Source organism: Streptomyces sp. NPDC058683 (genome assembly GCF_042716195.1).
Classification (GTDB): Bacteria; Actinomycetota; Actinomycetes; order Streptomycetales; family Streptomycetaceae; genus Streptomyces.
In genome coordinates this window covers 36,188-49,179 of the sequence record NZ_JBHXSK010000012.1, presented here as the reverse complement: position 1 = coordinate 49,179, position 12,992 = coordinate 36,188, and the positions used below count along the sequence as shown (strand labels likewise).

The 12,992-nt window shown below is 71.2% G+C and carries 11 protein-coding genes and 1 pseudogene; 4 read left to right on the top strand and 8 right to left on the bottom strand.

Translation table 11 applies throughout. From position 1 onward, the window contains the following. Positions 1 to 163 precede the first annotated feature (163 nt). The 5 genes and pseudogenes from ACFWXC_RS15055 to ACFWXC_RS15035 all read right to left on the bottom strand — a co-directional run bounded on the left by ACFWXC_RS15055 (position 164) and on the right by ACFWXC_RS15035 (position 3,997). A pseudogene (locus tag ACFWXC_RS15055) lies at positions 164 to 1,151 on the bottom strand (SDR family NAD(P)-dependent oxidoreductase). Between the two features lie 104 nt (positions 1,152 to 1,255). After that, positions 1,256 to 2,269, bottom strand: coding sequence for an NADP-dependent oxidoreductase (locus tag ACFWXC_RS15050; protein ID WP_384478662.1), 1,014 nt, complete (start codon positions 2,267 to 2,269; stop codon positions 1,256 to 1,258). Beyond that, positions 2,266 to 2,538 carry a hypothetical protein gene (locus tag ACFWXC_RS15045; RefSeq protein ID WP_384478659.1) on the bottom strand — a complete coding sequence of 91 codons (273 nt, stop codon included), beginning with the start codon at positions 2,536 to 2,538 and terminating at the stop codon, positions 2,266 to 2,268. The genes ACFWXC_RS15050 and ACFWXC_RS15045 overlap by 4 nt, the downstream gene beginning before the upstream one ends. A gap of 55 nt (positions 2,539 to 2,593) precedes the next feature. Then, a complete protein-coding gene (locus ACFWXC_RS15040; protein ID WP_384478656.1) occupies positions 2,594 to 2,797 on the bottom strand; it encodes a hypothetical protein in 204 nt (67 codons plus the stop codon). A 318-nt stretch (positions 2,798 to 3,115) separates the two neighbouring features. Continuing rightward, positions 3,116 to 3,997, bottom strand: a complete 882-nt coding sequence (locus ACFWXC_RS15035; protein ID WP_384478654.1) for a helix-turn-helix transcriptional regulator — start codon at positions 3,995 to 3,997, stop codon at positions 3,116 to 3,118. Between the two features lie 331 nt (positions 3,998 to 4,328). Between ACFWXC_RS15035 and ACFWXC_RS15030 the strand changes: the two genes are divergently transcribed. Together ACFWXC_RS15030 and ACFWXC_RS15025 are read left to right on the top strand one after the other, a co-directional pair. Continuing rightward, positions 4,329 to 5,237 (top strand): MBL fold metallo-hydrolase, encoded by a 909-nt coding sequence (locus ACFWXC_RS15030; RefSeq protein ID WP_384478651.1) that lies wholly within the window; start codon positions 4,329 to 4,331, stop codon positions 5,235 to 5,237. A gap of 75 nt (positions 5,238 to 5,312) precedes the next feature. After that, positions 5,313 to 6,008, top strand: a complete 696-nt coding sequence (locus ACFWXC_RS15025) for a TIGR03086 family metal-binding protein (RefSeq protein ID WP_384478648.1) — start codon at positions 5,313 to 5,315, stop codon at positions 6,006 to 6,008. A 91-nt stretch (positions 6,009 to 6,099) separates the two neighbouring features. Here ACFWXC_RS15025 and ACFWXC_RS15020 read toward each other — a convergent pair whose 3' ends face one another. Then, entirely contained in the window at positions 6,100 to 7,281 is a 1,182-nt protein-coding gene (locus ACFWXC_RS15020) for a magnesium and cobalt transport protein CorA (RefSeq protein WP_384478645.1), read from the bottom strand. A 202-nt stretch (positions 7,282 to 7,483) separates the two neighbouring features. Between ACFWXC_RS15020 and ACFWXC_RS15015 the strand changes: the two genes are divergently transcribed. Together ACFWXC_RS15015 and ACFWXC_RS15010 are read left to right on the top strand one after the other, a co-directional pair. Beyond that, positions 7,484 to 8,596 carry a winged helix DNA-binding domain-containing protein gene (locus ACFWXC_RS15015; protein ID WP_384478642.1) on the top strand — a complete coding sequence of 371 codons (1,113 nt, stop codon included), beginning with the start codon at positions 7,484 to 7,486 and terminating at the stop codon, positions 8,594 to 8,596. A gap of 87 nt (positions 8,597 to 8,683) precedes the next feature. Then, entirely contained in the window at positions 8,684 to 9,001 is a 318-nt protein-coding gene (locus tag ACFWXC_RS15010) for a LysR family transcriptional regulator (protein ID WP_384478639.1), read from the top strand. Positions 9,002 to 9,079: 78 nt separating this feature from the next. Here ACFWXC_RS15010 and ACFWXC_RS15005 read toward each other — a convergent pair whose 3' ends face one another. After that, on the bottom strand, positions 9,080 to 9,871 hold the full coding sequence (locus ACFWXC_RS15005; protein WP_384478636.1) for a S1 family peptidase: 792 nt from the start codon (positions 9,869 to 9,871) through the stop codon (positions 9,080 to 9,082). 202 nt (positions 9,872 to 10,073) lie between these two features. Beyond that, positions 10,074 to 12,890, bottom strand: a complete 2,817-nt coding sequence (locus ACFWXC_RS15000; protein WP_384478634.1) for an AAA family ATPase — start codon at positions 12,888 to 12,890, stop codon at positions 10,074 to 10,076. Between the last annotated feature and the right edge of the window lie 102 nt (positions 12,891 to 12,992).

The following is a 12,992-nucleotide window of genomic DNA, read 5'->3' as shown; positions in this document are numbered from 1 at the left end:
GTCCGCAATTTCCGCTTCCATGTGACCTGAGGTAGCCGTCCTGCCGCTGCCGCGATCTGTTTTGCCCTCGTCTGCGCGGTCCCGGACGAGGGCCGGCTCCTCTGCGAACTCCCAGGACCGCGCAGGGAGACAGGTGTTCTGTACATCGCGGCGAGGATTCCGCTCATGCGCCTGTTGCGGAGAGTGACAGCTCCCACAGGCGCTTGGCGGCGTCCGGGTCGAGCGCGTACGGGGCTACGCCGCCGGGGGCGGATCCCACGGCCTCGGCCGACAGCTTCTCCGCTTCGTTGTTGTCCTCGAAGTAACGGCCGCCGACGCCCTCCACCTGGGGGGGAGGTCGCGACGAGCACGCTGGTCGCGGCGCCTTGGGCGATGGTCTTGAACCGGAACGGTGCGCCCTGGATCGAGCCGAATTCTCCGGCTGCCTCGAGAGCGCGCAGCTGTGCGGCCTGGTCCGGATCCATGTAGCGCGACAGGTTCGTCGACATGATCACGCCGGGGTGGACGGCGTTGGCGGTGATCCCGTCGGTGGCCCAGCGGTTGCTCGCCTCGACCGCGAAGAGAACGTTGGCGGTCTTGGACTGCCCGTAGGCGAGCCACGGGTCGTAGGCGCGGTCGTTGAAATTGATGTCGTCGAACTCCACGGGCGAGGCGTGGTGGCCGCGGGAACTCAGCGACACGATCCGCGCGTTGCCGGCGGCCGCGAGCGCGTCGTGCAGGCCGAGCGCGAGTGCGAAGTGGCCGAGATGGTTGGACGCGAACTGCAGCTCCCAGCCGTCCGGTGTGCGCTCGAGCGTGGGCAGTGCCATCACGCCGGCGTTGTTGACGAGGATGTGCAGGGGGCCGGTCCAGGCGTTCGTGAAGGCGGCGATCGACGCCTGGTCGGCGAGGTCGAGCCGGCCGACATGGACGGCGTCGTTTCCGGTGGACTTGCGGATGTCGGTCGCGGTGCGCTCGCCGGCGTCCGTGTTGCGGACCGCGAGGGTGACCGAGGCACCGGCGCCCGCGAAGGCGCGGGCGGTCTCGGCGCCGAGACCCGAGGCGGCGCCGGTGACGACCGCGTACTTGCCGGAAAGGTCGATGCCTTCGATGACCTCCGCGGCCGTCGACTCTTCTCCGAAGGGGGTGTGGATGCGCTGGGTGGTTGTCATGACCTCAAGTCCTAGTCATCGGTCGGTTGTTCTGCCCTCACCTGAACAGGTGGGGGAGGCGGTCCCGGCAGACCTGGTGCAGGTGCGCCGGAAAGACAGAGGGCTCACGCCCGGTGCTTGAGTTCGAGGACGAGCTTGCCGGTGTTCTTGCCGGTGAACAGGCGCCTGAGCGTGGCCGGGAACGTCTCGATGTCGCCATGCACCGTGTCCTCGATGCTCGTCAGCCGACCGTCGGCGAGCCAGCGCGACATCTGTGCCATGGCCTCGGGATACCGGTCGGCGAAGGCGGGAACGGCGATGCCCGCCATGGAGGCGCTCCGGTACAGCAGGGTCAGGTAGTTGCTCGGTCCCACGACCGCATCGGCGTGGTCGTACTGGGAGATCGCCCCGCTGATGACGACTCGCGCGCCGCGGGCGAGGCGGGTGAGTGCCTGGTCGAGGATGCCCCCGCCGACGTTGTCGAAGAACACGTCGACATATCGGGGGGTGCGGTCGCGCAGCTGGTCGGGAAAGTCGTCCCGCTTGTAGTCGATGGCGGCGCTGAACCCGAGCCGGTCGACGAGCATGCGCGTCTTCTCGGGGCCGCCCGCGATCCCGATCACGTGTGCGCCCTTGATCCTCGCGATCTGACCGGCGGCGCTTCCCACACCCCCGGCTGCTCCCGATACGAGCACCACGTCGCCCGCGCCCGGCCGGCCGACGTCGAGGAGCCCGAAGTAGGCGGTCATGCCGGTCATGCCCAGGACGCCGAGATACGCCGCGAGCGACCGGCCCTCCTCGGGGTGGACCTTGTAGACCCCGGTTCCGTCCGACAGCGCGAACTCCTGGACGCCGAACGTGCCGTGGACGATGTCGCCCTCCGTGAAGCCGGGGTGGCGGGAGCCCACGACCTGTCCGATCGTGATCGCCCGCATGACGGCTCCGACGTCCACCGGAGTGACGTGCTCTGCTTTCATCCAGCCGCGCATAGCGGGGTCGATCGACAGGTGTGTGACCTTGACCAGGAACTCGCCGTCGCCGGGCACGGGAATGGCTGTCCGGACGAGCTCGAAGTCGGAGTCTTCGAAGGGGCCGGCCGGGCGGGCCTTGAGGCGGAACTGGCGATTGGTGCCGGTCATCTCGGCTCACCTCGCCCGGTCGTACGGGAAGTGGTCGCCGGACATCGGGAGGTCGCGTGCCCGGCGACGGCGAGTTGGCTGTCGTAGCGCCGGGCGGCGGGCAAGGCGCGAACGAGGTTGAACAGACCCTCCCACCCCGGCGGGATGTGCCGGCTGTGCTGAAGGCAGTCCTCGGACCAGAACTCCTCCGCGGCCGCGTGGTCGCGCTTGCCGAAGAGCGTGTCGGAGGCCGTCAGAACGAGTTCTTTGTTCTGCTCGGGTGCGGACATGCCGTGCTCCAGAGGATGGTTGTCATGAGTGCCTCGGGCGTCGCCACCTGTGCGGCTACGCACTCTTCGCGCTGACCCCGGCGAGGCGGCGCCACTGGGCGAGCGGCGGCGTCTCGCCGCCTTCGGCGGTGATGAGCTGCAGGGCCAGGTGGTCGGCGCCGGCGGTGTGAGGGAGTGGGTCCGGCCGGCCGAGAGGCAAGGGGCGGAACAGTCGCTGATGCAGGGACCCGGACCAGGCGCTCGTGAAGGCGGCGATCAACGCCCTGTCGGTGAGAGCGAGCGGGCCGACCTGGACGGCGTCGTTCCCGGCCGCCTTGCGGACGCCGGTCGCGGTGCGCTCGCCGGCGTCCGTGCTGCGGACCGCGAAGGTGGCCGAGGCGTCGGCGCTCGCGAGGGCACGGTCGGTCCCGGCGCGAGACCCGACGCGGCGCCGGTGACGACCGCCTGCCGGCCTGAGAGGTCGACGCCCTCGATGGCCTCGGCGGCCGTCGACCCTTCTCCGAAGGGAGTCTGGACGAGCGTGGACGTCATGGTCTCAAGTCCTCCTCACTGATCGGCCGCCTGTTCCTCATCGGCCTTACGGTGCCTGGGAGGGGGCGGCTTCGGGTGTGTTCGCCGGTGTGGTCCAGCTGGCGAGCAGGCGGAGTGTCTCCGCGGAGGCGGAGCCGGGTTCGGTGGTGTAGAGCACGATGCTCTGGTCAGGGTCGGCGGGCAGAGCCAGCGTTTCGTAGGAGAGGGTGAGTTCGCCGACCACGGGGTGAATGAGGCGTTGGGTGCCGTGGGCGCACTGGTCCACGCGGTGGCCGGCCCACCAGGTGGAGAACTCGGGGACCTTGATGGACAGCTCCCCGACGAGTTCGTTCAGCAGTCGGTCGTCGGGATGGCGTCCGGAGGCCAGGCGCAGACTGGCGACGAAGGTCTCCGCGACCCGGTCCCAGTCCTGATAGAGGTCACGGGCGGTGGGGTGGAGCAGTACGAATCGGGCGAGGTTGCGGTCGCGGTGCGGCAGTGCGTCGAAGTCCGTGATCAGCTGTCTGGCCAGGTGGTTGGCGCCCAGGACGTCACTGCGGTGGTTGAGGACGACGGCCGGTGAGACGTCGTTGAGGACGTCCAGCATCTGGTGGATCGGCTGCCGCATGCGTGGTGCGCGGGCGGGACTGCTCCGGTGGCGTCCGGGTGTCCTGGGTCGGGCGAGTTCGAAGAGGTAGCCGCGTTCGGTGTCGTCCAGGCGCAGGGCGCGGGCGACCGCCTCCAGTACCGTCTCGGAGACGTGGGGGTGCCGGCCCTGTTCGAGGCGGGCGTAGTAGTCCGTGCTCACCCCGGCCAGGTGCGCGACCTCCTCGCGGCGCAGTCCCGGCACCCGGCGCGCGCCGCCGCTGAATGCCGCCCCCGCGTCCTCGGGACGCAGACGGGCCCGGCGCGAGCGCAGGAAGTCCCCCAGTTCGCCGTTGTCGTTCATGCGGCCAGTGTGCTCCCCACGGCTGCGTGACGGGCCGGTGAAGGTGGACCAGTCGGACCTAGGTTCAGAAGGGCGCCCTTGGAGCGTCCACACGCACGCAAAGCGGGCCACGCTGGATGAAAAGCGACGCCCTTCTCCCGCGCGGAATCCAGAGGACCTCCCTGCACCGGGCTGGAGAAAGGAGCGGCTGTCCCGCACCGGCCCGCAGCCGCCTCGAAGACCGCGCTGCCGCAGGCCAGGCCCGAGCCAGTCCTCACGCGGCCCCTTGGAACCCCCTCACAGGACACCCCTCCGCCCCAGCCCTGGGGCGGGCCACCCGAAGGAGATCACCATGACCGAGTTCGCGCCTGTACCCGACTTCGCCCTGGGCCCGGACATTCCGGAGTCCGGGTATGTCGTGCAGGAACTGGGCGGAGGTGCCCACTTCGTCACCCAGGGAATGATCAACACGATGTTCGTGGAGACGAAGAAGGGTGTCGTCCTCGTGGACGCTTCACCGTTCCTGGGGGACAGACTGCTGGAGGCGATCGAGTCGGTCACCCCCAAGCCGGTCACCCACCTGATCTACAGCCACGCGCACGCCGACCACATCGGGGCGGCTCACCTGCTGAACCGGGACGGCCTGAAGATCATCTCCCATGAGATCACCGGCGAGTTCATCAAGGAGGTCAAGAACGACGACCGGCGTCCCCTGCCCACCGAGACCTTCAGTGGCCGGCGCAAGGAGATGGACATCGACGGGGTGCGGTTCGTCCTCGACTACACGGGAGACTGGCATCAGGCCGGCAACCTGTTCATCCACCTGCCGGAGCTGAAGCTCATGGGAGCGATGGACAGCTTCACCCCGAAGAGCGCGCCGTTCTTCCGCCTGTACTTCTCCGCGCACGTGCCCGCGTACTTCGACGCCATGGACCAGTTGCTGGAGTACGACTACGAGACCATCGTCACCGGCCATATGGCCCTGCCCGGTACGCCCGAGGACGTGGCGACGAACCGGGAGTACATCCGGGACCTGCGCGCCGCTGCATCCGAAGCACTGCGCACGGTCGACATGAAGGAAGCCTCGGCCGCCGCCAAGGTGCCGGCCGACAACAAGCAGGCGGAAATCAAGGTCTGGATGGACGCGGTCACCGCCCGCGCGGCCGAACTCATGCCGTCCTGGGAAAAGCGCCTGGGAGGAACCGACATCTTCCTCGCCGACAACCTCAACGCCACAGCGTGGAGCGTCTTCATCGACTAGGACGACGCCCTGCGAATGAGGGGCGAACCGCGGTGATCGCGTTCGTCGCAGTCGACTTCGAAGGAGGGATGCCGCATGCTGCCGGCGACGAAAGTGGAGCAGTTGGCGCAGAGCATAGAGCTGGTCGTGGACGCTGTGCGCGGCGCACCGGTCGACCAATTTCACAACCCGACGCCGTGTTCGGCATGGACGGTGAAAGACCTCGTCAATCACATCGCCATGATGCTCCTGCTGACGAGAGACGCGGGCACCCGCACGGCATCGGATCCGGGCCTGCTGACCGCGAGCCCGGTGCCACTTCTCGCCGGGCGGCCGGAGTCCGAGTGGGCGTTGCTCGTGGCCGGCAGAGCGGAACCGGCGGCCAGGGCCTGGTCCGAGCCGGCAGCGTGGGAGGGCGAGGCCGGCCTCGGCGGACCGCCCATGCCCGCGACCGCGCTCGGCGGGATCCTCATCGCCGAATTCACCGTCCACGCCTGGGACACGGCAGCAGCCACCGGACAACCGCTCGCCGTACCCGCGTTCTTGGCCGAAGCCACGTTCGCCACGTATTCGCGAGAGGCACCCCGCATGCGCGGTCTCGGCCTCCTGGGTGACGAGGTACCCCAAGACGCGGACGCACCCGTGCTCGACCGCGCCCTGGCCCTCACTGGCAGAAACCCTCGATGGACACCAGCGGCGCATTCGAGTGTGCCCGACGGCCCACCGGGGCCTTCGTCGTCGGCGAACCGTCCTGCCTCGCGTACGGCTGGTGCGTCGATCACGCGTTCTTGAAGCCCTGGTCGACCAGGGCCTTCGACACGGTGTCGGCGCCGACCCTGTCCAGCTTCGAGTCCGCAGGGTGCACGGTCGTGCGGCCGATTGCTCAGAGCCAGTCCTTCCGCTTGAAGATGAGATACAGAGTGGTGCATACGACCGCCATCAGGACCACCGCGAAGGGGTACCCGAGTGCCCAGTGCAACTCCGGCATCTCCCGGAAGTTCATGCCGTAGATCGTCCCGACGAGTGTCGGAGCGAAGAGGATCGCCGCCCACGACGAGATCTTCTTGATCTCCTCGTTCTGTTCGAAGCCTGCCTCCGCCAAGGCCCGCATCTCCGCGTTCTGTTGCTGGGTGACCAGGGTCGCGTTGACCGTGAGGATCTCCGTGAGGGCCTGGCGGAAGCCGTCCACGCGTTCGCTGATGTGGGTGACGTGGTCGGCGACGTCGCGGAGGTAGCGCTGGAGTTCCTCGTCCGTCTCGTACTTGGCGAAACCGGCGATCAGGCTGTGCAGCATGCCGACCAGGGGCCGGGTGGCGCGCTGGAACTCGACCGTCTCGCGGGAGAGTTCGTAGATGCGGCGGGAGACTTCCGGGTCGCCGCGGAAGACCTCCGTCTCGATCTCGTCGATGTCGTTCTGGACGCCCTCGACGACCGGGGCGTAGCCGTCCACCACCGCGTCGAGTATGGCGTAGAGGACTGCCTCGGGGCCGAGTTTGAGCAGGTCAGGGCTGTCCTCCATGCGGTGGCGGACCGCCGACAGGTCCGGCGCCGCGCCGTGCCGGACCGTGATCACGAAGTCCGGGCCCACGAAGACGTGCAGCTCGGCGAAGTCCACCTCCTCCGGCGCGTCCAGATAGCGGGCGGCGCGCAGGACCACGAACAGCGTGTCGCCGTAGCGCTCCAGCTTCGGGCGCTGGTGTGCCTCCATCGCGTCCTCGACCGCGAGCGGATGCAGGTCGAACTCGGCGGCCAGGGAGAGGAGTTCGTCCGAGGTGGGGCGGGCCAGGCCGATCCACGCCATCCCCGCGGGCTGGTCGCGCAGCTCGCGGTACGTCTCCGCCAGGGTCGCCGGCGTCGACACCCGCACCCCGTCGCGGTACAGCGCGGCCTCCACCACGCTCGGCGGCTCGCCCGGTGTCGCCGCCGCCGCGGAGCCCGGCTCCGGCGGCTCGGCCGTGTCCTGCTTCGGCGGCAGGGAGCGGCGCCAGACGGACCGTCTGGCGTTCCTGCCGTTCCTGCCGTTCCCGGAGTTCTTCGAGGCCGGGCTGGGGCGTCGCTCGGACATCGCGGCCGCCTCTCGATGGGGACTGCATCGGCGTGATCTGTGTGATCGTAGTGATCGGGCGTGGTCAGGCGTGGTCAGGCGTGATCAGTGGGCCTTGGTGCAGGATATACGGGGCATACAGGCCCGGCGGAGGGAATCAAGGACGGGATTCGGTGAGAGAAGCGGACAGGATCTGTCCGCGACGGACGTTACCGTGCGCGATATGGCGAAGACGTCCCCCGGCCCGGTCCTCGGCACCCGCGCCCTCAACCGTGCCACCCTCGACCGTCAGCTGCTGCTGCGCCGCTCACCCCGGTCGGTGGAGGAGGCCGTGGCGCATCTCGTCGGCCTCCAGGCACAGAACGTGAAGCCGCCGTACTACGCCCTCGCCGCCCGCCTCGACGGCTTCGATCCCGAGCGGCTCTCGCGGCTGATGGCGGACCGGGAGGTCGTCCGGATCGTCACCCTGCGGTCGACCATCCACACCCACACCGCCGACGACGCCCGCACCCTGCGCCCGCTCGTCCAGCCGGCCCGGGACCGCGAGCTGACCGCCTTCCGCAAGGGCCTGACCGGCGTCGACCTGGACCGGCTCGCGGCACTCGCCCGTGACCTGGTCGAGGCCGAACCGCGCACCATGGCCGAACTGCGCCAAGCCCTCCTCGCCGAGTGGCCCGATGCCGACCCGCAGTCCCTGGCCGTCGCCGCCCGCTGCAAGCTGCCCCTCGTCCAGGTCCCCCCACGCGGCCTGTGGGGCCGGTCCGGGCAGGTCGCACTCACCACCGCCGAGCACTGGCTGGGCCGTCCCGCCGCACCGGCCCCGGCACCGGACGACACCGTGCTGCGCTATCTCGCCGCCTTCGGCCCGGCCTCCGTCAGGGACATGCAGACCTGGGCCGGACTGACCCGGCTGCGCGAGGTCTTCGAACGGCTCCGGCCCCGCCTCCTCGCCTTCCGCGACGAGCACGGTGTCGAGCTCTTCGACCTGCCCGACGCACCCCGCCCCGACCCCGGGACGCCCGCCCCGCCCCGCTTCCTCCCCGAGTACGACAACCTCCTCCTCTCGCACGCCGACCGCACCCGTGTCGTCCCGCCCGAGCACCGGGGCCGCCTCTGGCAGGGCAACCAGCCCCACCGGACCCTGCTCGTGGACGGCTTTCTGGCGGGCGTGTGGAAGCCGCTGGACGACGCCCTGGTCATCGAGCCCTTCGGCCCGCTGAGCCGGGCCCAGCGGGCCGCCGTGCTGGAAGAAGGCGAGCGGATGCTGGCCGTCCTGCACCCCGGGACGTCGTACGACATCCGGTTCGCGACGGTCGTACCCCGATCCGGCCGATGACCCCTCAGCCCGCGTCGCTCGGCCCGCGTCGCTCGGCCCGCGTCGCTCGGCCCGAGCCGCCCGCCCCGCGCCACTCATTCGGAGCACATGCGAAACGGGGCCTCTGGAGTCGGGGCCACGGAACTGCGGCGGCTCAGCCACTTCGTCGCCGTCGCCGGGGAGTTGCACTTCGGGAGGGCCGCCGACCGGCCGCACATCGTGCAGTCCGCGGTGAGCATGCGGATACAGCGGCTCGAGCGGGAGCCGGGCGCCGCAGCAACCCGCCCTGGCCGACCTGGTGGTCGGCGCCTGTCGCGAGGCCGGCTTCGAGCCGCCGCCCGGACCGTCCCGCGAGGTCCCGGCGGACGGCTGGGGCGCGGCGGGCGGACTCACCGCCGGCAAGTGGCCGGACCGGGGCATGGATAGGGGGCGCTGCGGGCTGCTCGTGGTAGCCCGCAACGCCCCCTGGTCACTCACCCGGGCGATGCCCGGGAGGTCTTCTGGTTACGAGTTGACCTGTGTGGTCACCAGGTTCGAGAAGGTGGTCAGCCGGGTGTAGACACCCGGGTAACCGGCCTCCGCGCACCCCTCTCCCCAGGAAGTGATCCCTGCCAGGACGCCCCCGATGAGCAGGGGACCGCCGCTGTCGCCCTGGCAGGTGTCTACGCCACCGGACGTGTATCCGGCGCAAACCATGTCGGTCTGGACGAAGTCCGAACCGTAGGAGCTCTTGCAGCTGGTGTCGGACACGATCGGGACGGTCGCGGTCCGCAGCTGGTTGGAGGAGCTGCCGTTCTCCGAGGTGGTGCCCCAGCCGAGGATGCGGGCCGTGGTGCCGGCCGCGTACACGCTGGTCTGGGAGGAGCTGACGTACGACGCCGGGGTGTACGACATCGCCGTCGAGAGGGTGAGGACCGACACGTCGTCGCCGTTGGTGGCGTCCGTGTAGTCCGGGTTGATCCAGATCTTGCTGACCCGGCTGACCGTGCCGTTGGTGCCGTTCAGGTTGGTACGCCCGCCGACCACGCGGACGCTGCTGGTGGTCTCGCCCTCCATACAGTGGGCGGCGGTCACCACCTTGGTCGCCGACACCAGGGTGCCGCCGCAGAACTGACTGCCGGACGCGTCCGTGATCTGCATCATGAACGGGTACGCGGTGGTCGTGGTCGTCGTGCCGCCGACGATCGGCTGGGGGGCGGCTGACGCGGTGGGGGACGCGATCAGCGCGGTCGCTGCGGCGGCAGCCGTCACCGCCAGGACGGCGGCGGTCTTTCTGGCGCGGTTGAGCCCGAACATGAGTCTCCTCAGTGGGGGTTGCCGGTGGGGGGTCGCGCGGGTGTGGGGGGTGCACGGGGGTCGCGGGACCGACCCCCGTATGCCCGGGCGAGCGGCACATCCATAAGCTAGAACCCGGAACCCCACCCTCCCAATGAGGGAACCCCCTAGGGGGATGGGGGAGGGAAAACCCTCGGTCCGCCTCAGTTAACCGGGAGCGCTCTCACTTCGCGCGCCGCCCGGCCGCCAAACGGACTATGTCCACGCGCGATCGGATGCCCAGCTTGCGGTAGACCCGGGTGAGCGTCGCCTCCACCGTCTTGACGCTGATGAACAGCCGGGCGGCGATCTCCCGGTTGGTGGCGCCCTCCATGACCAGCGCGGCGACCTGACGCTCCATCGCGGCCAGCCCCTCCAGCGCGGCGGCCGGCTCGGCCGGCGCCCCGACCGCCGGCTCGGGCTCGGCCTCGGGCGCCGAGACGGCCTCGTCCACCTGCCGCAGCCACGGCAGCGCCCGGCACCGCCGGAACAGCCGGGTGGCCTCGTCGTACGCCGTGGGGGAGCGCCGCTCGCGCAGCGAGGCCAGGGCGAACGCGGCCCGGGCCTCCTCCAGACCGTAGCCCAGTTTGGCGAACCGGTCCTGAGCCGAGGTCAGCTGGGCGACGGCCGCCTCGTGCTCCCCGTGCGCCGCCCGGACGAGCGCCTCGGCCCGGTCGAGCACGGCGAGAACGCTCTCCCGGCCGAGTCTGAGGGCGTGCTCCCGGGTGACGTCGATGACGTCCTGCGCCTCGGCCGTCTCACCCACCCGGACCAGTGCCTCGGCCAGGTCGCCCTGCCAGCGGCCGCGTGCCGGGTCGGTGATGCCGAGGCTCTGCTCCAGCTCCCGCACCCGGCGCAGCGAGCGTACGGTGCCCGCCGGGTCGCCTGCCACCAACTGGGCGTATCCGAGGGCGCCCAGGGCCCGGGACAGGTACATGGTGTCGCCGTCCTGCTCGGCGTGGTCCACCGCCTCCCGGGCCAGCGCGAGGCCCCGGTCCACGTCACCGCCGGAGGCCTCGGCCAGTGAGGTGAGCATCGCGGAGGCGGTCTCGCCGATCCCGCAGTCGTGGGCCAGGTGCAGGCCCTCCCGGGCCAGGTCGAGGGCCCGGCCGCAGTGCCCGGAGCGCAACTCGGTCTCGGCGAGCCCGCGCAGGAAGTGCACCTCGCTCTCCACCTGGCCGCGCCGGCGCACCTCGCGCAGCAGCGCGGTGACCGTGGCCCGGGCGTCGGCCAGCTGGTCGCCCATCACCAGCCAGCGGAACCGGGCGCTGCCGGCTCCGTTGTGATGGCACGACACGTTCGGGTCCTGCGGCTCCTTCAGGGCACGCTTGATGGTGGCGGGCGCGGCCGGATGGCCCATCAGGGTCTCGACCTGGGCCTGCAGGGACAGCGCGAGCAGCTCGGTGCGCCGGTCGTCGCCGCGGGCCGCGAGGTCGGCGGAGTGCGCGGCCGCCTGCCGGGCCTCGGTGAAGTCGCCCTCCACGATCAGGGCTCGCCAGGCCAGCTGGTAGTGGACCAGGCCGAGCAGCCGGGGGTCGTCGCCGGCGTCGGCGAGGGCGTGCGGGAAGGCCGCGTCGACCTCGGTCATGGTGTGGCCGGCGGAGTCGATGACCAGGATCCAGGCCCGTACCCGGTCGGCGGGGCGGGTGGCGCGGGTGAGCACCTCACGGGCGATGTCCTGGGCGAGGTCGACCTCGCCGGCGCTGATCGCGTCCTCGGCGGCCAGCAGCCGGCGCTCGTCCGGGCCCGGTCTGTTGTCACCGGGGGTGTGCCGGGCGGCGAGCAGGCCGAGCTGTGCGGCCACCGAGGGCGCTCCCCGGTCCCGGGCCTGGGTCGCGGCCTCGGCGAGCCGGGCGGCCACCTCCGGGTCGGTGCCGGTGGCGGCCAGGGCCAGATGCCGGGCCCGCTCGATCGGGTCGGAGGCGGCCGTGGACAGCGCCGCGTGCGCGGCCCGGCGCTCCTGCGCGGGCGCCTCGGCGTACAGCGCGGCGGAGATGAGGGGGTGGGCGAAGCGTACGGCCGGGCCCTCCGGCTCGGTGGCCAGCAGCCCCAGTTCGGCCGCCTGGGCGCATTCGGCCTCGGCGTTCTCCCGGCCGGCCGCGTGCAGCAGGGCGTGCGTGGGCCGGGCGCCGGCGCTGGCCACCAGGAGGGTGCGGCGGGCCTCGACGGAGAGCATGTCCAGGCGGGTGAGGACCAGGGCGCGCAGCGAGGTCGGCACCGGCAGCGGTTCGCCGGGCCGGGGCGGGGTCGGGTTCTCGGCGAGGGCGCGGCCGAGTTCCAGGGCGAACAGCGGGTTGCCGCCGCTGGTGCGGTGGATCTCCCGGACCGCGGCCCGGGTCAGCGCCGCGTGGCCGCGGTGGTCGAGGAGGTCGGCGACCTGCCTGCGGGTGAGCGGGCCGAGGCGGACGGCGACGGTGTCCGGGGGTGACGCGCGTAGGTGACGGTCGTACTCCTGGCCCTCCGTGCGGACCGCGCAGAGCAGTTGGACCGGGGTGCCGCCGAGGCGGCGGGCGGCGAAGCCGAGGAGTTCGGCGCTGGCCGGATCCAGCCACTGGAGGTCGTCGGCGACGATCAGCACGGGGCCCTCGGCGGCCAGCGCGCGCAGCGCCGACAGCACCGCGAGGCGCAGGGCGAGGCCGTCGCGCTGGAGGGTGGACTCGCCGCGGCCGGTGAGTGCCGACTCCAGGGCGGTGCGCTGGGCGCCGGGCAGCCGGGGCGCGACCTCGTCGAGGACCAGCCCGAAGAGGTCGGCGAGGGCCAGAAACGGAAGATGGGATTCAGACTCGGTGGCCGAGCAGCGCAACACGGTGCGGGCGGCGCCGGCGTATTCGGCGTCCAATGCCCCCAGGACGGTCGATTTCCCTATTCCGGCCGGCCCGTGCAGGAGCACGCTGCCGCCCGAGGCGAGCTGTTCACGGGCGGCCGAGAGCAGCTCCGCCCGGCCGATGACCAGGTCGGGGCGGCATCGGGCAGGCTCCTGGAAGTCCCGTCGCACGGTCACCGCTCCCCTCGTGTGTCGTGTTCGGGCCAAATTCTAGGCAACGAACCCTGAAATCCGGCCGGACGGCATGGTGAGGGAAATAACAGCGGCCTTGCATCGGGT

Excerpts from the sequence above, each read along its gene's own strand:
- ACFWXC_RS15005 (WP_384478636.1), bottom strand. The coding sequence starts at position 9,871 with ATGTTCGGGCTCAACCGCGCCAGAAAGACCGCCGCCGTCCTGGCGGTG.
- ACFWXC_RS15020 (WP_384478645.1), bottom strand. The coding sequence starts at position 7,281 with ATGTCCGAGCGACGCCCCAGCCCGGCCTCGAAGAACTCCGGGAACGGC.
- ACFWXC_RS15050 (WP_384478662.1), bottom strand. The coding sequence starts at position 2,269 with ATGACCGGCACCAATCGCCAGTTCCGCCTCAAGGCCCGCCCGGCCGGC.
- ACFWXC_RS15025 (WP_384478648.1), top strand. The coding sequence starts at position 5,313 with ATGCTGCCGGCGACGAAAGTGGAGCAGTTGGCGCAGAGCATAGAGCTG.
- ACFWXC_RS15010 (WP_384478639.1), top strand. The coding sequence starts at position 8,684 with ATGCGAAACGGGGCCTCTGGAGTCGGGGCCACGGAACTGCGGCGGCTC.
- ACFWXC_RS15030 (WP_384478651.1), top strand. The coding sequence starts at position 4,329 with ATGACCGAGTTCGCGCCTGTACCCGACTTCGCCCTGGGCCCGGACATT.
- ACFWXC_RS15045 (WP_384478659.1), bottom strand. The coding sequence starts at position 2,538 with ATGTCCGCACCCGAGCAGAACAAAGAACTCGTTCTGACGGCCTCCGAC.
- ACFWXC_RS15015 (WP_384478642.1), top strand. The coding sequence starts at position 7,484 with ATGGCGAAGACGTCCCCCGGCCCGGTCCTCGGCACCCGCGCCCTCAAC.
- ACFWXC_RS15035 (WP_384478654.1), bottom strand. The coding sequence starts at position 3,997 with ATGAACGACAACGGCGAACTGGGGGACTTCCTGCGCTCGCGCCGGGCC.